Raw genomic sequence first — 20,093 nt, 5'->3', positions numbered from 1 at the left:
GTCCCCTCTCCCCTTGTGGGAGAGGGTGTCTCGCCGCATAGCGGCGAGACGGGTGAGGGGTCTCTCTCCGCGAGCACGACTCTCGACGCTGTCGCGTGCCGAGACAACCCCTCATCCGGCGCTTCGCGCCACCTTCTCCCACAAGGGGAGAAGGAAAGAAACCCTCACTCCCCGATCAGCTTCAGCCACTCGTCCTCGGTCAGCACCTTGACCCCGTGCTTGTTGGCTTCCGCGAGCTTCGAGCCCGCGCCGGGGCCGGCGACGACGAGATCGGTCTTCTTCGACACCGAGCCCGACACCTTTGCCCCCAGACGCTCCGCCGTGGCCTTGGCTTCATCCCGCGTCATCTTCTCCAGCGAGCCCGTGAACACCACGGTCTTGCCGGCGACGGCCGAATTGCTCTTCGGCTTCTCGGCGTCGACGATCTCGACCTCCTTCGTCAGCCGCTCGACGATGCCGCGATTGTGGCTCTCGCCGAAATAGTCGGCGATGCTCTTGATCACGGTGTCGCCGATCTGGTCGAGCGCGTCCATCTCCGCCATCGCCTCCTCGTCGCCCTTGGCGACCTTGAGGCAGGCATCGTGGAAGGCGTCCCACGAGCCGTAGCCGCGAGCCAGGGCCAGCGCCGTGGTCTCGCCGACATGGCGCATGCCGAGCGCATAGATGAAGCGCTCCAGCGCGATTCTGCGCCGGCTCTCGATCGCACCGAACAGGTTGCGGACCGAGGTCGTGCCATAGCCCTCGACCTCCTCGAGCTTGAGCTTCGCGTTGCGCTTCTCCAGCGTGAAGATGTCGGCGGGCTCCTTCACCCACCCCTCGTCGAAGAAATACTGAAGCTGCTTCTCGCCGAGGCCGTCGATGTCGAAGGCGCGCCGCGAGACGAACAGCTTGAGATGCTCGATCTTCTGATAGGGACAGGCGAACTCGCCGGTGCAGCGGGCGCGCGAGCCCTCCTCGCCCGTCGCCGTCTCCTCGCGCACGACGTCGGTGTGGAGCGGACACGGGCACTTCTTCGGGAAGTGGAATTCCCTGGCGGATTTCGGCCGCTTGTCGAGGACGACGTCGACCACCTGCGGGATGACGTCGCCGGCGCGCTGGATCACGACGGTGTCGCCGATGCGGATGTCGCGGCCCTCGCGCAGCACCTCGCCCTTGTTGCCGATGCCCTTGATGTAGTCCTCATTGTGCAGCGTGACGTTCTGCACGATCACGCCGCCGACGCCGACCGGCTCGAGCTTGCCGACCGGCGTGAAAGAGCCGGTACGGCCGACCTGGATCTCGATGTCGCGCAGCACCGTCATGGCGCGCTCGGCCGGGAACTTGTGCGCGATGCCCCAGCGCGGCGTGCGCGAGACGAAGCCGAGCCGCTCCTGCCAGTCGATGCGGTCGACCTTGTAGACGACGCCATCGATGTCGTAGTCGAGCCGTGCGCGCTGCTCCTCGATCGCATGATGAAAGGCGAGCAGCTCCTCGACGGAGTGACAGAGCCTGGTCAGCGGATTGGTCTTGAAGCCGCAGCGCTCGAACCAGTGGATCATGCCGCTCTGGGTCTCTTCCGGCATCGCGCTCATCTCGCCCCAGGCATAGGCGAAGAAGCCGAGCGGACGCGAGGCGGTGATGGCCGGGTCCTTCTGCCGGAGCGAGCCGGCGGCCGAATTGCGCGGATTGGCGAAGATGGTGCCGCCTTCGGCCTTCTGCCGTTCGTTGAGCGCCAGGAAGGCCTTCTTGGTCATGTAGACTTCGCCGCGGACCTCGCAGATATCGGGCACGTTACGTCCCTTCAGCTTCTGCGGCACGTCTTCGAGCGTGCGGATGTTGGCGGTGACGTCCTCACCAACCGCGCCGTCGCCGCGCGTCGCTGCGGTGACGAGTTCGCCGCCCTCGTAGCGCAGCGACATCGAGAGCCCGTCGATCTTCGGCTCGGCGGAGAAATCGACCTTGTCGTCGTCGAGCTTCAGGAATCGCACGATGCGGCCGACGAAGTCGCGCACGTCCTCCTCGGCGAAGGCGTTGTCGAGCGACAGCATGGGAACGGCATGCCGGACCTTCCTGAAGCGGCCCGACGGCGCCGCGCCGACCTTCTGCGAAGGCGAGTCCGCGGTGACGAATTCGGGAAAGCGCTTCTCGATCGCGTTGAAGCGCTGGCGCAGCGCGTCGTACTCGGCGTCCGTGACGGTGGGCGCGTCCTCTTGATAGTAGCGCTCGTTGTGCCCCTCGATCTCGAGCGCGAGCCGCATGTGCTCGACCTTGGCCTGCGCCTTGGTGAGGTCGGCGACGTCGCGAAGCGGTGTTGCTTTGGATCTTGCTGCTCTGGCCATTGCACTTAAGGTTCTAGCGCGTCGTTCCGGGATGGTCCGAAGGACCAGACCCGGAACCTCGAGATTCCGGATTCGTACTTCGTGCGCCCGGAATGACGGGATCGTGGGAGGGGCTTGTGGCGTACTACGTCTATATCCTAGCAAGCCGGCGCGACGGGGCAATCTATGTCGGCATCACCAACGATCTTGTGCGCCGCGTCTACGAGCATCGAATCAAGGCGGTCCCGGGATTCACAGCCAGATACAACATCACGCAACTGGTCTGGTTCGAGATCTATGATGACCCTATCTCGGCAATCTCTCGCGAGAAGGAGCTGAAGAAGTGGAAGCGGGCCTGGAAAACCCAGCTGATCGAGAAGGACAATCCGAACTGGAATGATCTCTACGAGTCGATCTGCAGATGAGGAGTCATTCCGGGGCGGCTCGAAGAGCCGAACCCGGAATCTCGAGATTCCGGGTTCGATGCTTCGCATCGCCCCGGAATGACTGAGTGTAGCTAAGCCGTTGCCGCCTTGAGCAGCCGTTCCGCGGCGGCCCTTGCCTCCGCCGTGATCTCGGCGCCGGCGAGCATGCGCGCGATCTCCTCGCGGCGGTGGTCGGCGGCGAGCGCATTGACGCGGGTGGCGACGCGCTTGCCCTTGTCCAAGGCGTCCTTGGAGATCAGGAGGTGCTGGTCGGCGCGGGCGGCGACCTGCGGGGCGTGGGTCACGGCCATGACCTGGACCTTGCCGGCAAGGCGCGCGAGGCGCCCGCCGATGGCGTCCGCGACCGCACCGCCGACGCCGGTGTCGATCTCGTCGAACACCAGGGTCGGCGCCGAGCCGCGGTCGGACAGCACCACCTTGAGCGCGAGCAGGAAGCGCGACAGCTCGCCGCCGGAGGCGACCTTCATCAGGGGACCTGGCTTGGTGCCCGGATTGGTCTGCACCCAGAACTCGACGCGATCGAAGCCTTGCGGCCCCGGAGCGGCCTCGTCGGTCTCGACCTGGGTCATGAATTTCGCGCGTTCGAGCTTGAGCGGCGCGAGCTCGGCATTGACGGCCTTGTTGAGCTTCTCGGCCGATTTCTGCCGCGCCAATGACAGCTTCTTGGCGGCGGCGGCATAGCGACCATCTGCCTCGATCGCGGCCTGCTCCAGTTTCTTGAGCCGCGAGGCGCCGGCATCGATCAGCACGACGTCGGCGGCATATTTGGCGGCCAGCGCGGCGAGGCCATCGACCGGCGTCGAATATTTGCGCGAGGCGGCGCGAAGGGCGAACAGCCGTTCCTCGATGCGCTCGAGCTCGGCCGGATCGAAATCGGTCGCCGCCAGCGCCGCCTGGAGATGCTGATCGGCCTCCTCCAGCGCATTGATCGCAGCGTCGATCGCCTTCACCGCAGGCTCGACCAGCGCCGGCGAGTTGACGCCGCGACGCTCCAGCCGGCGCACCGCCGCCGATAGCGTAGCGACCGGCGAATGATTGCCGCCGACCGCCTCCTGCGCCTCGCGCAGGTCGGAGGCGATCTTCTCGCCCTGCATCATGGTGGTGCGGCGCGAGGCCAGCGCGGTCTCCTCGCCATCCTTGGGCGCGAGCTGCTTCAGCTCGTCGGAGGCATGGCGGAGATAGTCGGCCTCGCGCGCGGCGCTCTCCATGGCGGCGCGATGCTCCTCCAGCGCGGTATTGGCGGTGCGGCGCGCGTCCCAGAGCGATTCGACCGCCGCGACGTCCTTTTCCAGCCCGGCAAAAGCATCGAGCAGGCGTCGGTGGGTGGCGGCATCGACCAGCGCGCGCTCGTCGTGCTGGCCGTGGATCTCGACCAGGGCGGCACCGACCGCCTTCAGCGTCTGCACGCTGATCGACTGGTCGTTGATGAAGGCGCGGGTGCGACCGTCGGCGAGCTGCACCCGACGGAGAATCATCTCGCAAGATTCTTCTACACTCGTATCGTCGAGGCCGTTCTCGGCGAGGATCTTCGCCGCGGGGTGATTCTTCGGGATATCGAACACGGCGGTGACCTGCCCCTGCTCCGCGCCGTGGCGCACGAGGCCGGCATCGCCCCGGCCACCGAGCGCCAGTGCAAAGGCATCGAGCAGGATGGATTTGCCCGCACCGGTCTCGCCGGTCAAAACCGCGAGGCCCGAGGCGAATTCGATATCGAGCCGTTCGATCAGGACGATGTCACGGATCGACAGACGCGCCAGCATGGAACCCTATTTCCTAGCCGAGACCCATTCTCTTGAAGGTCTTGCTGATCCAGGACCCCTGATTCTCGCTCGGCTCGAGACCGCCGGATTTTACAAGATTATAGGCGTCCTTGTACCAGCGGCTGTCAGGAAAATTGTGCCCAAGCACCGCCGCCGCGGTCTGCGCCTCGCCGACGATGCCGATCGCCATATAGGCCTCGGTGAGCCGGAACAGCGCCTCCTCGACATGGCGGGTGGTCTGATACTGCGTGACGACGGTCTTGTAGCGGTTGATCGCGGCCGTGTAGTCGCGCTTCTGCGCGTAGTAGCGGCCGACGTTCATTTCCTTGCCGGCGAGCTGGTCGCGCGCACCCTCGATCTTGGCCTTGGCCGAAGTCGCATATTCGGACGTCGGATATTTGCGCACCACCTCTTCCAGAGCGGCGATCGCCTTCTCGGTGCGGGACTGGTCGCGGCTGATGTCCGGGATCTGGTCGTAATGGGAGGCGGCGATCAGATATTGCGCATAGGCCGCGTCCGGGCTGCCCGGATGCAGCGTGACGTAGCGGGTGGCAGCGCCGATGCAGCCGTCATAGTCGCCGCCCTGATAGGACGCATAGGCCGACATCAGCAGCGATTTGCGGGCCCAGTCGGAATAAGGATGCTGGCGGTCGACCTCTTCGAACTTCTTGGTCGCCGCCTTCATGTCCTTCTTCTCGTTCATGAGGTACAGGCCCTCATTGTAGATCTTGTCGGCGGGCTCCTCGACGAAGGTGTCGTCCTTGGCAGTGAACTTGTCCCAGAGCGAGCCCGTGCCGCAGCCGGCGAGCGGCAGCGCGAGCATGATGAAGGTGACGGCCTGCAGCAGCCCACGGGCTCGCGACGAGACCGAGAAATATCCGCGCGTCATACGCTGTGCCGACATGAGTTTAAGCCCTGACGCCCTGTGATGCGGTGCCCGCCAGCCCACGAACCCCGTCCTGGGCGCGAATTGTAACCGTGGTGCCTGCCATGCGACCACGCCAATGTATCCGACAAACGATCGTTAACTCACCGGATAGGCAGGCATTTCGCCCGGATTAAGGCGAACGTGCCGCAATCCTAGCCGATCTTGGTTACCAGGAGTTTCCCGGGTGGGGGTCGCCAACCAAACGCCGAGGCGACGGGTCTCTTTCAGGACACGTCCGGTCCGAACGCCGCGGCAACCCGGCCACCGACGATGCCGCGACCGACTTCGCCCACGGGACGCGCGGTGCGGCGGGCAGCCTCGCCTTCGACCACGCGCCAGGCGGTACGGTCGGCGAGCAGCGCGGTCAGGACAGCGTGGTTGAGCTTGTGGCCGCCACGCACCGAGCGGTAGGCGCCAAGCAGCGGCAGGCCGGCCAGCGAGAGGTCGCCGATCACGTCGAGCACCTTGTGGCGGGCGCATTCGTCGGCGTAGCGCAGGCCCTCGGGATTGAGCAGCCGCTCATCGTCGAACACGACGGTATTGTCGAAGGAAGCGCCGAGGGCATAGCCCGCGCTCCAGAGCCGCGCGACATCGCACATCAGACCGAACGTCCGGGCCCGGCCGATGTCGCGGCGGAAACCTTCGGGGTTGAGGTCGAAAACGTAGCTCTGCTGGCCGATGACGGGATTGGTGAAATCGATCTCGACCTCGACGCGGAACCCGCTGGCGTGCGGCCTGATCTCGCCGAAGGAGTCGCCGACCTTGACCGAGATCGGCTTCAAAACCTGAATGAGGCGGCGCTGCGCCGGCTGGGTGACGATGCCGGCCTGGTCGATCGCCGCAATGAAGGCCGCGGCGCTGCCGTCCATGATCGGCACTTCGGGACCATCGATCTCGATGGTGGCGTTGTCGACGCCCATGCCCCGCAGTGCAGCAAGCACATGCTCGGCGGTGGATACCAGCGGCCCGCTGCGGTCACCGAGAACGGTAGCGAGGTCGGTGGCCACCACCTGCTCGGCGGTCGCCTGAACTTCGCGATCACTTCCCTCAAGGCCCGTACGGACAAAAATAAAACCTGCGTCGACAGGCGCAGGCCCAAGGGTGACAGTGACGGGAAGACCGGAATGAACGCCTACGCCTGCCACAGAGGCTTGCGCACGAAGCGTTGTTTGCCGGTTGAGTTTCATCAGGAACCGCCCCACTACGACCATCGCGACTTATACAAACCCGCTTCGCCGGCCAGTGCCGACGCCCCGCGAATCCGTATCCCCAAGTCACGGCAAACCATAGTCACTGCCTCAAACAGCGCCAACTCACGCTTTTTTACCGATTGTTACCCCAAACCCGCCGTATTCGCGCCAAGGCTTAACCAAATTGAACCCCGGCTTGAGGCGGTTATCGGCAGTTTTACTGAACCACCGAATGTGTAATTAATGATTTAAAATCAGTTGCTTGGCAGAAAAATTCGAGTCTGGGCGGGAGAAAAGGAAAGGTCCCGGCAAGCTTGCTGCCGGGACCTTTTTCCGTCTGCCTTATTGTAACAATCCTCAGGTCGCCTGCCGCCGCAGGAAGGCTGGGATATCAAGATGATCGTCGCCCTGTGGCGCCGGCGCAACAGGCGCGGGGCGGCCGTGCATATCCAGGCCCTGCGGCGCGGGACGACGAGCATACTCCGATACCGGCTCGCTGGATGCGATCTGCTGCGCCACGGTCTTCTGCGGACGCCGCTCGGGCAGCGGCGGCATGGCGGGACCGGCGGTGCGGGCGGCGACCGGCGGCTCGCTCTCCTCGTCGCGACGGCCGAGGCCGACATTGGCGAGGCGCTGCAGCAGCGACAGGCGGGTCTTCTGCGGGGTCTCTTCCTCGGCCTCGCCGCGGGCCTGACGAATCTCGGCCTGGGCCGGCATCGGCAGTTCCTCGATGCGCGGCATCCGCGGCGCGCGGACCGGCGGACGTTCCGCCTGCGGCGGAATGAAGTTTTCGGGCGTCATCGGCTCCTGCATCGCGACGGGGGCCATGTCAGGCTCCGGAAACAGGGTCGGTTTCTGCGCGATCGGCCGCACGGTGACGTCGCCATAGGTCTGCGTCGGCGCCGGCGCCTGCGGGGCTTCGGCAACGGCAGCGGCGATGGCGGCGAGCGCAGCGCGCTCGACGTTGGGACGGGGCGCGGCAGCACCCGGAGCCGGCGCGGCGGCCGAGCCCTGCGCGTCAAGCTTCTGGGCGCGTTCGGCCAGACGCTGGTTGTCGGCACGGAGCCGCGCGGTCAGGTCGGCGAGACGGCTCTCGGCAACGGCGGCAGGTGCGGCAGCCTGCTGCGCCTGCGGTGCCGGGTTTGCGACGGGCGCGGAGGTCGCCTGGCTGTTGCGGGCGATCGCGGCCTGCTCGATGCCGGTGGCGACCACCGAGACACGGATCAGGCCGTCGAGGGCTTCGTCGAAGGTCGCGCCGACGATGATGTTGGCGTCCTGGTCGACTTCCTCGCGGATACGGGTCGCGGCCTCGTCGACCTCGAACAGAGTGAGGTCCTTGCCGCCGGTGATGGAGATGAGGAGGCCCTTGGCGCCCTTCATCGAGCTATCGTCGATCAGCGGGTTGGCGATCGCGGCTTCCGCGGCGGTCAGCGCGCGCTTGTCGCCGGAGGCTTCGCCGGTGCCCATCATCGCCTTGCCCATCTCGCGCATGACGGCGCGGACGTCGGCGAAGTCGAGGTTGATCAGGCCTTCCTTGACCATCAGGTCGGTGATGCAGGCGACGCCCGAATAGAGCACCTGGTCGGCCATGGCGAAGGCGTCGGCGAAGGTGGTCTTCTCGTTGGCGACCCGGAACAGGTTCTGGTTCGGGATGATCAGCAGCGTATCCACGACCTTGTGCAGCTCGGCGATGCCGGCCTCGGCCGTGCGCATGCGGCGGCCGCCCTCGAAGTGGAACGGCTTGGTCACGACGCCGACAGTGAGGATGCCCATGTCGCGCGCGGTCTTGGCGATTACGGGAGCGGCGCCGGTGCCGGTGCCGCCGCCCATGCCGGCGGTGACGAACACCATGTTGGCGCCCGAGAGATGGTCGCGCAGCTCGTCGATCACCTCTTCCGCCGCCGCGGCGCCGACGTTCGGCTGCGAGCCGGCGCCGAGGCCCTGCGTGACCGCCGTGCCCATCTGCACGATGCGCTGCGCCTTCGACATCGTCAGCGCCTGCGCGTCGGTGTTGGCGACCACGAAGTCGACGCCCTGGAGGCCCGCCGTGATCATGTTGTTGACGGCGTTGCCACCGGCGCCGCCGACGCCGAACACGGTGATCCGGGGCTTCAGTTCGTGAATATCAGGAACATTGATGCTGATGGTCATGGTTGCCTCTCGATCACGCGCGCGTGGGTTCGCCCCGGCCGGCGGCCGCGGGAGTTGGTGAAAATCGAAGATTGCGGAAAGCCGTCATCAGAAGCCCTCGCGTAGCCATCGTCCGACCTTTCCGAAATATCCGCCGGTTCCTGTCCTGACCTGCTGCCGCGTATGTCGCGGTTCGACATGTTCGAGGTGAACATATTGCGGGTAGACGAGGAGTCCGGCCGGCACCGCGAACGCGGCGTTCTTCGCCTCGTTGGGCAGCCGGCCGAAACCGAGCGGACGGCCGACCCGCACGGGCCGGCCGAGAATCTGGGTGCCGAGCTCGACGAGGCCGGTGAGCTGCGAGGCGCCGCCCGACAGCACGACGCGGCCGTTGGGCTCTGAGGCGAAGGGCGAATCCTTCAGCTTGTCCCGAACCATTTCGAAGACTTCCTCGGCACGGTGCTTGACGATGTTCGCGATGGTGGCGCGGGAGACGATCTGCGGCAGATCCTGCTCGTCACCGGCTGTCGGCACAGACATCAGCTCACGCGAGTCCGATCCGCCGGTGATGACGGTCCCGTATAACGTCTTGATTCGCTCGGCATCGGCAATGGTCGCGGAGAGTCCGCGCGCGAGATCCATCGTGATGTGTTGCCCGCCGACCGCAAAACCCGCCGCATGCACGAAACGGCCGCCGGCATAGACCGCGATCGTGGTGGTGCCCGCGCCCATCTCGACGACGGCGGCGCCGAGATCGGCCTCGTCGTCAGTCAGCACCGACAGGCCGGCCACGTAGGGGCTCGCCGCCATGGCTTCGACATTGATGTGGCAGCGTTCCACCGCCAGCATCAGGTTCCGCGCCACGGTGGCGTCGCAGGTGACGACGTTCATGTCGACGCCGAACTGGTGCGCGACCATGCCGCGGGGATCGCGGATGCCCTTGACGCCGTCGAGCGTGTAGCCGACCGGCAGCGCGTGCAGCACGGTGCGGCCCTCGCCGGTGGCGTGGCGCATGCCGGTGGAGGTGACGCGGCTGACATCGGCCGGCGTCACGGCGCCGCCACGGATGTCCGCGGCGGCTTCGACCAGCTGGCCGGAGAGCCGGCCGCCGGAGACCGAGAGCAGCACCGACTCGACCCGTACCTTGGCCATCTTCTCCGCAAGCCCGACGGCCTGGCGCACCGCCTGCTCGCATTCGCCAAGATCGATCACCGCGCCGGCCTTCATCCCGCGCGACTGGATCTGGCTGTAGCCGATCAGTTCCACCGCATGGGTGCGGCCGCGCAGCGCATCGCTCGGCGGCGACGGCTTCAGCCGCGCGATCATGCAGGCGATTTTGCTGGTGCCGATGTCGAGGCAGGCGACGATGCCGCCGCGCTTGTGCGGCATCGGGCGTGTCTTCGGCGTCTGGGTGCGATCGAGACCGGTCATGCGGAATCCCCGGCCTTCTTTTTCTTCTTGTCCTTGAACTGATCCTCACGCGCCTTGGCGGCGTCCTCGGACAGCTGTACCACCAGCCGATCGGGCAGGCGCATGTCGACGGCGACGATATCGCGGGAGAACAGCCTGTCGTCCTTGTCGAGCTTCGACAGCATCGCCAGCGCGTTGCCGACGTCCTGCTCGGGCAGGCGGATGTCGAGGCCGTCCTTGAGCCTCAGGTTCCAGCGCCGCTCGCCAACGAAGATCGCGGCTTTCATCACCGAATTGACCTGCGGATAGCGCGCCAGCAGCGCCAGGAAATCGCGCGCCTGCGTATCGGCCCCCTTGCCGACCACGAGCGGCAGCGACAGGAAGCGGCGCGAGACGTAGGGTTCGAGCACGGCGCCGTCATCGGCGATGACGGAGAGCCGGCCGGCTTCCTGCCACAGCGCGAACGCCTTGCGCTCGGTGAGCTCGATCATGAGCTGGCCCGGATAGAGCTTCAGCACCGTCGCATCCGCGATCCAGGGATTGGCCTTGAGCTTGTCGCGCACCGCTTCGGCGTCGAGGAACAGCAGCGAGGAGCGGCCGCTGATGCCGCCGATGGCGAGGATCTCGTCCTGGGTGAGCTGCTTGCGGCCGTTGATCACGACCGAGGTGATGCGGAAGCCGGCGGAATTGGCCAGCGCGTTGCGGGCGTCGCTGACGGCGGTGACGAAGTCCTGGAGATGGCCGCCCTTGACGATGCCGAAGCCGCAGCTCCCGATCAGCAGCAGCACGGTCATGCCAAGTCCGACCCGGTGCGGCAGATAGCGCTCGACCAGCGCAACGACGCGCGGTGTCGGCTCACGCTCGACGACAGCCTTGGCCCTGCTCTGGATCTTGTCCTTGGCGGCGACGCGCGCGGCCTGGAGTCTTTGCTGACGCTTGTCCTGCACCCACTCGCGCAGAAGCACGACCGCTCCAATCGCGGCCGCCTTCAGGTCAGCTTGGGGCCTCAGCGATCTGAAAAGCGATCGGGTGAGGCTTCCTGCTCCATCCATTGCACGAGCTCGTCAACAGTTTCCCCGCGACAGCGCGCGGATCCTGGCGAACATGACGTCTCGGACCTGCCGGGCCGGGTGCTGGTCTTCAGCAGAAGAAAACCTCTCCCCTTCAAAGCGTTCGCTGGAGGTGACATCACCCGCGACAGCTCACGCGCCGGCAGCCAAAGCGCCATATGCGCCGCCAGCGTTAACCTTCGGACGTCCTGGTAAACAAAAGGTAAAATTCGTTAACGACATGCGCATTTTGCCCCGCGATATCCGGCATTTGTGGCGCGATGTCCGGCATTTTACCGGTTTTGGCCGCCAAACCGGGCGATTTCGCCGATCCGGCCGTTAACCAGTCCCGACTATTTCCGCACGCGCTGCCCGGCGAGCTCGACCAGGCCGCGCAGGAAGTCGACGAACTCGATGCCTGCGGCTTTCAGCGCCTTGGGGTAGAGCGAGGACTTGGTCAGCCCGGGGAGCGTGTTGGTTTCGAGATAGACGAGGCCCTTGTCCGAGACGATGAAGTCCGAGCGGGAATAGCCAGTGCAGGACATCGCGCGATGCGCCAGCATCGCCTGCTCCTCGAGCGCTGCGGTGATCTCGGGTGCGAAGCGGCCGGGACAGATCTCCTGGGTCGACTTCAGGAGATATTTCGCGGCGTAGTCGAAATTGCCCTCGCCCGGAATGATCTCGATCGGCGGCAGCGAGATGATCGAGCCATCGGTGCGCTCCAGCACGCCGCAGGTCGCCTCGACGCCGGCGATGTAGGGCTCGATCACATACTCTTCGTGCTTGGCCGCATTGCGGACGGCGACGAGGTCCTGCTTGGCGTTGACGAAGATCAGCCCGTAGCTCGAGCCGTCGCGCGCCGGCTTCGCGATCAGCCGTCCGTATTCGGAGAAGGCCTCGTCGATCTTATCAAGCGCAACGTTCGACGGCGGCGTCACGCCGCTGAGGGCGGCGAACCGCTTGGCCGCGAGCTTGTCGAAGGCGAGGTGCGAGGAGGCCGAGCCCGAGCCGGTGAAGGGCACGCCGCGCGCCTCGCACATCACCTGCAATTCGCCGTTCTCGGCCCGTCCGCCGTGCAGGCCGAGCACCAGCACGCGGTTCTCAGCCTTGGCCTTGTCCAATGCCTGATCCAGCGGAATGCCACGCGTGCCCGGCTTGAACTCGTCCTCGAAGGGACGGGCGTGTTCGAGCAGTTGTTTGGACTGCACGACATGCACCTTGTCCTCGACGTCCCACCACCAGAGATCGGCCTCGGGCAAGGCCTGATGCAGGGCCTGGGCCGAGGCGACCGAAACCAGACGCTCCCGGTTGGAGCCGCCGAAAAGAATGGTGATGCGCATTCGCTGCCTCTGTTTCTTTGTCATTCCGGGGCGCGCAAAGCGCGAACCCGGAATCTCGAGGTTCCGGGTTCGGTGCTTCGCACCGCCCCGGAACGACACTCACGCGGAAACCCCGATCCGCTTGATTTCCCAGTGTAGCTCGATTCCGGAATTTGCCTTCACCCGTTCGCGCACGGTCTCGCCGAGCGTCTCGATATCGTGCGCGGTGGCATCGCCCGTGTTGATCAGGAAATTGCAGTGCATCTCGGAGACCTGCGCGCCGCCGACGCGCAGGCCGCGGCACCCGGCGGCGTCGATCAGCCTCCAGGCGGAGTGTCCCGGCGGATTCTTGAAGGTCGAACCGCCGGTCTTTTCCCGGATCGGCTGCGCAGTCTCGCGATGGCTTTGCACCTCCGCCATGCGCGCGCGGATTGCTTCCGAATCCCTGATCTCGCCGCGGAAGCGGGCGGAGGTGAAGATGATGGAGGGACCGACGCCGCTGTTGCGGTAGACGAACTTCATGTCGGCATTGGAGAAGACATGCTTCGCGCCGTCGCGCCCCACACCCCTCGCCTCGATCAGCACATCCTTGGTCTCGCCGCCATTGGCGCCCGCATTCATGCGCAGCGCCCCGCCGATCGTGCCGGGAATGCCGAAGTAGAATTCGAGCCCGCCGATATTCGCGGATGCCGCCACCTCCGCCACACGCTTGTCGAGCGCGGCCGCGCCGGCGGTGACGATGTCTCCGCTCGCGGTGGCCTCGCCGAAGGCGCGTGGCGCAAGCCGGATCACGACGCCCGCAATGCCGCCGTCGCGCACGATCAGGTTGGAGCCGACGCCGACGACGTAGACCGGAATGTCGCTGGCGAGATGCGCGAGGAAATAGGCGAGATCGTCCTCGTCCGCAGGCGTGAACAGCACCTGCGCCGGACCGCCGACGCGAAACCAGGTGAGCTCGGCCAGCGACTGGTTCGCCAGCAGCCGGCCCCGCAGATCAGGCATCGCGGCTTTGAGGTCGGGCGTGATGTCCGGAAAGCTCATGCCGCCTCCGAGCATGAGGTCGGCAAGCTCTCTCCGGTTCCGCCTCTCCCGCTTGCGAGAGCTTTGCTTAATTGGACGCGGGGGAGTGATTGCCGCTGTTGGGCGTTTTTTGCGTAGCGTTGGACGTCGGCGGCATCGAAGGTTTGCGCTTTCGTGGTCAACTGATTGGGTTGGGCGGTCATGCGGCAACTCCCGCAGGAGACAACGCCACCCATCGTTTGAGATTCATTGCCAGGCAGATCAGGCGCAGATGCGTCTGGTTGCGCGCCCAGCCCAGATAGCGGGCGCGCGCCCAGCGGTAGCTGCCCTTGAGGCGCGCGAAGACCTGCTCGACCGGTGCGCGGCGCTTTCCCACGGCACCGTTGAAGCGCTTCTGCCGCGCGGTCAGCGGATGATGCTTGTTGGGCCGGAACATCAGCCGCGGCTTGATGCCTCGCGCGCGCAGGCCGCTACGGCGCTCGTGCTTGTCATAGGCCTGGTCGGCATAGACCGCCTTCTCATCACCACAGACCAACTCGTCGGCGGGCACCGTATCGTTGACCGCAGCATCGGTCAGCTTGCTGCGGCGGATGATTGCCGAGCCCTGGTCGATGCCAACATGGGCCTTGTAGCCGAAGTATCGTTTGCCGCCCTTCTTGGTCCATCGCGCATCCGGATCGCGCTTGCTGTTGACCAGTTTGCTCGGCGCCCGACCGTCCGGGCCGGGGGGCTGCGGCTCCTCTGGTGGCTTCGGCGGCTTCACCGCCGCCGGGATCAGGCTCGCGTCGATTAGTGTACCCCGCCGCACCACCAGCCCATGCGCATCGATCTGGCGCAGAATCTCACCGAACAGCCTCTCGTCCAGGCCGGCCCGCTGCAAACTGTCGCGGAAGCGCCAGATCGTGGCGTGATCGGGTGTCTCATCGCCGAGCACAAAGCCGCAGAAATCGCGGAATGAGGCGCGGTCATCAAGCGCCTCTTCAAGCTCCGGATCGGACAGCCCGTACCATTGCTGCAGCAACAGCGCCTTGAACATCACCAGCCGCGGATAGGCCGGCGCCCCACGCTCCGGTTCCGGCAGACCGCCTAGCACGCCCCCTACCGCTGCCCAATCGACCAAGTCCCCAATCCGTCTCAGCACCGGATTGCCTTTTCCCCGTCGCGACACCAGCGCGTCCGCAAAGCTCGGTTGTCCAACCTGTCGATAGGCCATTCCCGTCCTCCCTCAGCGGTCTAGGGAATCGCAGATTCGCGAATATGCAAAGCTCTCGCTTGCGGGAGAGGCCGACGCGCTCGCAGAGCGCGGCGGGTGAGGGCTCTTGCCACCCAGGGACAGCCACCGCATTTCTCGACAATCCCGCCGCGGAGACACCCCCACCCCAGCCCTCCCCCGCAAGCGGGAGAGGGAGCGCAGTCCCGACGCCGAAGCATCGTTCGCACCATCTCGAACAGCCCTCCCCCACAAGGGGGGAGGGAGTGCAGTTTGCCGTGCGGCTGCCTGCAAGTCCCTCAGCATGCTCACCCCAGCGCCTTCAATTCGCCGGGCAATGCATACGCCCATTGCGTGATGTTGCCGGCCCCGAGGCACACGACGAGATCGCCGGGCTTCGCGAGCCCCTTGACGATGCCCGCCAGCTCCGATGCCGCCGGCAGCGGGATCACCTCGCGATGGCCGTGGGCGCGCAGGCCGGCGACGAAGTGATCGCGGTCGATGCCCTCGATCGGCGCTTCGCCTGCGGAATAGACATCGGCCACGATCACCGCATCGGCGTCGTTGAAGCAGGTGCAGAATTCCTCGAACAGGGATTGCAGCCGGGTGTAGCGGTGCGGCTGCACCACGGCGATGACCTTGCCGGTGTAGGAATCGCGCGCCGCTTTCAGCACCGCCGCGATCTCCACGGGGTGATGGCCGTAATCGTCGATGATGGTGACGCCGTTCCATTCGCCGGTCTTGGTGAAGCGGCGCTTGACGCCACCAAAACCTGCGATGGCACTGCGGATCCTGTCGTCGGACACACCGAGCGCGTGAGCGACCGCAATCGCCGCCGTCGCGTTGGAGGCGTTGTGCCGGCCCGGCATCGGCAGCGCGAGGTCGGGGATCTCGTGCGTGGTGCCTGCCTTGCGGTCGCGGATCACAACCTTGAACTTAGAGCCGCCGCCGCCAGCGGTGAGATCGACCAGGCGCGCATCGGCCTGCGGATTTTCGCCATAGGTAATGATGCGGCGGTCCTCGATCTTGCCGACGAGGCTCTGCACGACCGGATGATCGATGCACATCACGGCAAAGCCGTAGAACGGCAGATTTTCGACGAAGTGACGGAAGGCGTCCTGCACGGCCTCGAAGGTCTTGAAGTGGTCGAGATGTTCGGGATCGACATTCGTGACGATCGCGACATCCGTCGGCAGCTTCAGGAACGTGCCGTCGCTCTCGTCGGCCTCCACCACCATCCAGTCGCCGGCCCCTAAGCGCGCATTGGAGCCATAGGCATTGATGATGCCGCCGTTGATCACGGTGGGATCGAGCCCGCCGGCATCGAGCAGCGTTGCAACCATCGTGGTCGTCGTGGTCTTGCCGTGCGTGCCGGCGATGGCGACGCAGCTCTTCAGGCGCATCAGCTCGGCCAGCATCTCGGCGCGGCGCACCACGGGAATGCGCCTCTCGCGCGCCGCCATCAATTCCGGATTGTCGCGCTTGATCGCGGAGGACACGACCACGACCTCGGCCCCATCGACATTCTCGGCCTTGTGGCCGACCGAAACCTTCGCGCCCTTCTTGCGCAGACGGTCGAGATTGTAGTTGTCGGAGGCGTCCGAGCCCTGCACGGCATAGCCGAGATTGACCAGCACCTCGGCGATGCCGCTCATGCCGATCCCGCCGATCCCGACGAAGTGGATGGGTCCGATCTCGCGCGGCAGTCTCATGGCTGTATCTCTGTCTAGTCCGGCTGCGGCCGCGGCATTACCCCCGTCGTGGCCGGCCAGCGGCGAATCTCCTCCACTTCATGCAAGACTGGACGGATCGGGACAAGACCGGTACGGCCTCCAAACGAGGTAATTTCCCGGTTGGATGCCCCATTTTGGCCCGTTTCGCGGATCGCGAGGCTCACACTCGGATCACCGGGACCATGTCGCCGCTGCGGTCAGAGGGAGCCGGTTCGCGCGGCCGCCTCATCCTGGAGATCGAGCACGCGAAGATAGTTGCGCAGGCGATTGGCCTCGAGTGCGCCAAGGAGCTTGTTCTGATGATACGGCAACAGGAGATCGGCGAGCGGCGCGCTCCAGGGCGCGTCCAGCTCGAAGATCACGCCGAGCCCGAATACGGCCGGGATCTCGGCAAAGCCGAGCTCGCGGCCGCCCCTGAGCGCGTCGGCCAGAAAGTCGTCGATCGCCGTCATCACGCCGTTGCGCGCACCGCCGGAGACCTCGGCAAACGCGAACTGGCCCATGCCGCGAAAGCCTCGCCCATCGACCAGCGCTGCCTGACCGGGAACCGCACCGGCGTCAAAGCTGTAGGCATGGCGATACTCGGGTGGAATTCGGTGGGGCGCATAGTAGAAATCGCGCCGACCACACGGCCAGCCGATATCGTGCACAAAGACCAGAAGCGGCTTGCCGGCGCGACGGCCGATCGCATCGATGTGGCCGAGCTCGTTGTAGACCGTGTACCAGTTGTGATCGCCATCGACGACCCAGGCATCGGCCTCGTCGACATCGGCGAACGCCTCCAGGCTCGTTTTTGCGAGATGGCGAACGTCCGGGTTGGTCTTCAGCCACTCCATGAATTCGCGCTTCGGCGCCGGATCGATGGCGGTGAGGCGTCCGCCGCGCTCACGACAATGCGCGGCAAGGAAGGGCGACATGCCTCCGTATTCCGAGCCGATCTCGACGATCTCGCGCGCATCCGCGAGCCTGAGTGCCTCGAGGACCAGATCGGAAAACTCCGCGAGGGAGTGAATCAGCAAGCCTGCCACAAGCAAATCCTCCGCCGGGCACAATTGAACGTGCCGCGCGTGCGATCATCGGGCCGAGCGACCCGTGTGCAGGCTTGAACGGCGCGGACGCTAAATTCCGGCGGTTTTCACCACGAGGTCCGCGAGCCTCTCGGCCGCATCGAGCCGACCTGCCCCCTTCGCAGCCGCGGCCATGGCGGCAAGGCGCGCGGGCTCGGCGGCCAGGCCGGAGATTTCGGCGGCGAGACGATCGGAGGTGAACTCGGTCTGCGGAATGCGGATCGCGCCGTCGACCTTGACCAGCACGCCGGCATTGGCGAACTGGTCCTGGTCGATCGAGCCGGGCAGCGGCACCAGGATGGAGGGCCGGCCAATCGCCGCGAGCTCGGCGACGGTGCCCGCGCCGGAGCGCGACACGACCAGATGGTTGGAGGCGAGCCGCGCCGGCAGATCGGTGAAGAACGGCGCGAGTTCCACCTTGATCTTGAGCTTGTCATAGACCGCGCGCACGCGGCTCATGTCTTCCTCGCGCACCTGCTGGGTGAGGACGAGGCGGCTCCATAACGCAGGCTCGAGCCGCTCGATCGCGCCGGGCACGATGTCGGCCATGATGCGCGCGCCTTGGCTGCCGCCGACGACGAGCAGGCGCAGCGGACCATTCACCTCAGGGGGGCTATACTTTACCGCAGCGGCGGCCAGAACCGCCGGCCGCATCGGCGTGCCGACGGTCGTTGTCTTGCCTGCCAGCGCCGGATCGCGATCGAGCACGCCGGGCAAGGACGTCGCGATGGCGCGGACGCGGCTCGACAGAAACCGGTTGGCACGGCCGAGCACCGCATTGGCGTCGTGGACGATGCCGGGCACGCCGGCGAATTTCGCAGCGACCAGCGGCGGCAGCGTCGGATAGCCGCCGAAGCCGACGACGGCGACCGGCTTGAGCCGCTTGATCAGGCGGTAGGCAGAGAGCGTGCCCGCGGCGAGCGTGAGGCCGGCATAGGCGAGCTGCAACGGATTGCGGCCGCGCGCGGTCTCGCTTGCCACGACGTCGATCATGTCCTTGCTGAACAGCCCGCTGTAGCGCAGCGCGCGTTCGTCGGTGACGAGGCGGACGCGAAAGCCGCGCCGGATCAACTCGACGCCAAGCGCCTCGGCCGGAAACAGATGGCCGCCGGTGCCGCCCGCGGCGAGAAGAATCAGGGGGGACGTGTCCATGATGAGGGGGTTTTACAGGGAGTTCTCGGTCATTGCGAGTGCGGCAACAAAGGTGTTCGTGCCCCGGGGCGCGGCGCGTCGCTCTTGGCGACGTGGTGCGCTGCTGCACCGGGGCCCATTGGTTGCGGCATTCCGGGTCCCGGATCTGCGCGGAGCCTGTCATCGGGCCGCGCTACGCGCGGACCCGTTGGCTTGTCCGGGACACGAAACCTATATCACGCATAACTCCGCATCGCCTCGGCGTGGCCGCTCGCTTCGACCTCGGTGCGCGGGCGCAGCCGCGTCAGAGCCAGCATCATGCCGACACCATAGGCCAGCGACACGATCGAGGAGCCGCCATAGGAGATGAACGGCAGCGTCATGCCCTTGGCTGGAATCAGCTGCAGGTTCACCGACATGTTGATCGCGGCCTGCACGCCGAACAGGATCGCAAGCCCAGAAGCCGCAAAGCGCGAGAACATGTCCTCGTTGGCATAGGCGCGCGACAGCGTGCGGATGACGACGAAGGCGAACAGCGCCAGCATGGCGAGGCACAGGATGATGCCGAACTCCTCGGCGGCGACCGCGAACACGAAGTCGGTGTGGCTGTCCGGCAGGCTGCGCTTGGCGATGCCCTCGCCCGGTCCGAGGCCGAACCAGCCGCCGTTGTAGAAGGCTTCCATGGCGGTATCGACCTGGAAAGTGTCGCCGGAGGCCGGATTCATGAAACGCCTGATGCGGCCGGCGACGTGCGGGACGAACAGATAGGCGCTGAACAGGCCGGCGGCGCCGAGACCTGCGAGACCGAACACCCAGATCATCCGCATGCCCGCGATGAAGAACAGCGAGCCCCACACCATCAGGACCAGCATGGTCTGGCCGAAGTCGGGCTCCATCACCAGCAGCGCGACCAGCATCAGGAGCAGCACCACCGCCATCGAGGTCGCCGGCATCTCCGGCCGCCTGGTTGATTCCGCGAACAGCCAGGCGGCGATGACGACGAAGGACGGCTTTGCGATTTCGGAGGCCTGGATGTTGACGCCGAGCAGCGTGATCCAGCGCCGCGAGCCCTTCACCTCGGGGCCGATTGCGAGCGTGAGCACGATCAGGATGATGCTGATCGCGAAGATGATGAGCGCACTGCGGCGGATGGAGCGTGGCGACAGGAAGGACACGCCGACGAGCACGATGCAGGACGGCACCAGGAACAGCACGTGGCGGCTGAAGAAATGGAAGGGATCGAGCCCGATGCGGGTCGCAACCGGCGGGCTCGCCGCCAGCGACAGGATCACGCCGGTCAGCATCAAGGCCAGGATGGCGCCCATCAGCGGCTTGTCGACGGTCCACCACCACTCGGAAAAGGGGGTGCGTTCTTCACGGGAGAGCATGGGCGGCCGCTTTCG

The 20,093-nt window shown here is 65.9% G+C and carries 15 protein-coding genes; 1 reads left to right on the top strand and 14 read right to left on the bottom strand.

All coding sequences use genetic code 11. The annotated features are described in order from the left end of the window. Positions 1 to 164: 164 nt before the first annotated feature. A complete protein-coding gene (ligA, locus tag XH96_RS10150; RefSeq protein WP_194392370.1) occupies positions 165 to 2,318 on the bottom strand; it encodes an NAD-dependent DNA ligase LigA in 2,154 nt (717 codons plus the stop codon). Positions 2,319 to 2,434: 116 nt separating this feature from the next. Here ligA and XH96_RS10145 point away from each other — a divergent pair, with 116 nt between their 5' ends. Then, positions 2,435 to 2,722, top strand: coding sequence for a GIY-YIG nuclease family protein (locus XH96_RS10145; RefSeq protein ID WP_194392369.1), 288 nt, complete (start codon positions 2,435 to 2,437; stop codon positions 2,720 to 2,722). Between the two features lie 92 nt (positions 2,723 to 2,814). Here the strand turns inward: XH96_RS10145 and recN are convergent, their stop codons facing one another. From recN to ftsW, 13 genes are all read right to left on the bottom strand, one after another. After that, complete coding sequence (recN, locus tag XH96_RS10140) at positions 2,815 to 4,503, bottom strand: DNA repair protein RecN (RefSeq protein WP_131869739.1); 1,689 nt, start codon at positions 4,501 to 4,503, stop codon at positions 2,815 to 2,817. Positions 4,504 to 4,516: 13 nt separating this feature from the next. Beyond that, positions 4,517 to 5,407, bottom strand: a complete 891-nt coding sequence (locus XH96_RS10135; protein ID WP_061877579.1) for an outer membrane protein assembly factor BamD — start codon at positions 5,405 to 5,407, stop codon at positions 4,517 to 4,519. Between the two features lie 248 nt (positions 5,408 to 5,655). Further along, positions 5,656 to 6,618, bottom strand: a complete 963-nt coding sequence (gene lpxC, locus XH96_RS10130) for a UDP-3-O-acyl-N-acetylglucosamine deacetylase (RefSeq protein WP_194392368.1) — start codon at positions 6,616 to 6,618, stop codon at positions 5,656 to 5,658. Between the two features lie 360 nt (positions 6,619 to 6,978). After that, on the bottom strand, positions 6,979 to 8,772 hold the full coding sequence (gene ftsZ, locus XH96_RS10125; protein WP_194392367.1) for a cell division protein FtsZ: 1,794 nt from the start codon (positions 8,770 to 8,772) through the stop codon (positions 6,979 to 6,981). A gap of 87 nt (positions 8,773 to 8,859) precedes the next feature. Next, a complete protein-coding gene (gene ftsA / locus XH96_RS10120; protein ID WP_194392366.1) occupies positions 8,860 to 10,182 on the bottom strand; it encodes a cell division protein FtsA in 1,323 nt (440 codons plus the stop codon). Next, positions 10,179 to 11,213: a cell division protein FtsQ/DivIB gene (locus XH96_RS10115; protein ID WP_194392365.1), complete on the bottom strand. Its 1,035-nt coding sequence runs from the start codon at positions 11,211 to 11,213 to the stop codon at positions 10,179 to 10,181. Before XH96_RS10115 ends, ftsA begins: the two co-directional genes overlap by 4 nt. 350 nt (positions 11,214 to 11,563) lie before the next feature. Further along, positions 11,564 to 12,550, bottom strand: a complete 987-nt coding sequence (locus tag XH96_RS10110; RefSeq protein ID WP_194392364.1) for a D-alanine--D-alanine ligase — start codon at positions 12,548 to 12,550, stop codon at positions 11,564 to 11,566. A 99-nt stretch (positions 12,551 to 12,649) separates the two neighbouring features. Next, complete coding sequence (gene murB, locus XH96_RS10105) at positions 12,650 to 13,570, bottom strand: UDP-N-acetylmuramate dehydrogenase (protein WP_194392363.1); 921 nt, start codon at positions 13,568 to 13,570, stop codon at positions 12,650 to 12,652. Between the two features lie 178 nt (positions 13,571 to 13,748). Next, positions 13,749 to 14,762: an IS5 family transposase gene (locus XH96_RS10100; protein ID WP_194389004.1), complete on the bottom strand. Its 1,014-nt coding sequence runs from the start codon at positions 14,760 to 14,762 to the stop codon at positions 13,749 to 13,751. A gap of 305 nt (positions 14,763 to 15,067) precedes the next feature. Beyond that, positions 15,068 to 16,471, bottom strand: coding sequence for a UDP-N-acetylmuramate--L-alanine ligase (murC, locus tag XH96_RS10095; RefSeq protein ID WP_194392362.1), 1,404 nt, complete (start codon positions 16,469 to 16,471; stop codon positions 15,068 to 15,070). 218 nt (positions 16,472 to 16,689) lie between these two features. After that, the gene (locus tag XH96_RS10090) at positions 16,690 to 17,520 is read right to left on the bottom strand and encodes a class I SAM-dependent methyltransferase (protein WP_194392361.1); all 831 of its coding nucleotides are present in this window, start codon (positions 17,518 to 17,520) and stop codon (positions 16,690 to 16,692) included. Between the two features lie 90 nt (positions 17,521 to 17,610). Further along, positions 17,611 to 18,711 carry an undecaprenyldiphospho-muramoylpentapeptide beta-N-acetylglucosaminyltransferase gene (gene murG, locus XH96_RS10085; RefSeq protein ID WP_371740035.1) on the bottom strand — a complete coding sequence of 367 codons (1,101 nt, stop codon included), beginning with the start codon at positions 18,709 to 18,711 and terminating at the stop codon, positions 17,611 to 17,613. 215 nt (positions 18,712 to 18,926) lie between these two features. Further along, positions 18,927 to 20,078: a putative lipid II flippase FtsW gene (ftsW, locus tag XH96_RS10080; protein ID WP_194392360.1), complete on the bottom strand. Its 1,152-nt coding sequence runs from the start codon at positions 20,076 to 20,078 to the stop codon at positions 18,927 to 18,929. Between the last annotated feature and the right edge of the window lie 15 nt (positions 20,079 to 20,093).

Source organism: Bradyrhizobium sp. CCBAU 51765 (assembly GCF_015291725.1).
Classification (GTDB): Bacteria; Pseudomonadota; Alphaproteobacteria; order Rhizobiales; family Xanthobacteraceae; genus Bradyrhizobium; species Bradyrhizobium liaoningense.
Note: the sequence above shows the minus strand (reverse complement) of the source record. Positions and strands in the feature narration are given on the sequence as shown.

Excerpts from the sequence above, each read along its gene's own strand:
- ligA (WP_194392370.1), bottom strand. The coding sequence starts at position 2,318 with ATGGCCAGAGCAGCAAGATCCAAAGCAACACCGCTTCGCGACGTCGCC.
- murG (WP_371740035.1), bottom strand. The coding sequence starts at position 18,711 with ATGGACACGTCCCCCCTGATTCTTCTCGCCGCGGGCGGCACCGGCGGC.
- murC (WP_194392362.1), bottom strand. The coding sequence starts at position 16,471 with ATGAGACTGCCGCGCGAGATCGGACCCATCCACTTCGTCGGGATCGGC.
- murB (WP_194392363.1), bottom strand. The coding sequence starts at position 13,570 with ATGAGCTTTCCGGACATCACGCCCGACCTCAAAGCCGCGATGCCTGAT.
- ftsZ (WP_194392367.1), bottom strand. The coding sequence starts at position 8,772 with ATGACCATCAGCATCAATGTTCCTGATATTCACGAACTGAAGCCCCGG.
- XH96_RS10100 (WP_194389004.1), bottom strand. The coding sequence starts at position 14,762 with ATGGCCTATCGACAGGTTGGACAACCGAGCTTTGCGGACGCGCTGGTG.
- XH96_RS10110 (WP_194392364.1), bottom strand. The coding sequence starts at position 12,550 with ATGCGCATCACCATTCTTTTCGGCGGCTCCAACCGGGAGCGTCTGGTT.
- lpxC (WP_194392368.1), bottom strand. The coding sequence starts at position 6,618 with ATGAAACTCAACCGGCAAACAACGCTTCGTGCGCAAGCCTCTGTGGCA.
- XH96_RS10135 (WP_061877579.1), bottom strand. The coding sequence starts at position 5,407 with ATGTCGGCACAGCGTATGACGCGCGGATATTTCTCGGTCTCGTCGCGA.
- ftsA (WP_194392366.1), bottom strand. The coding sequence starts at position 10,182 with ATGACCGGTCTCGATCGCACCCAGACGCCGAAGACACGCCCGATGCCG.
- recN (WP_131869739.1), bottom strand. The coding sequence starts at position 4,503 with ATGCTGGCGCGTCTGTCGATCCGTGACATCGTCCTGATCGAACGGCTC.
- XH96_RS10115 (WP_194392365.1), bottom strand. The coding sequence starts at position 11,213 with ATGGATGGAGCAGGAAGCCTCACCCGATCGCTTTTCAGATCGCTGAGG.
- ftsW (WP_194392360.1), bottom strand. The coding sequence starts at position 20,078 with ATGCTCTCCCGTGAAGAACGCACCCCCTTTTCCGAGTGGTGGTGGACC.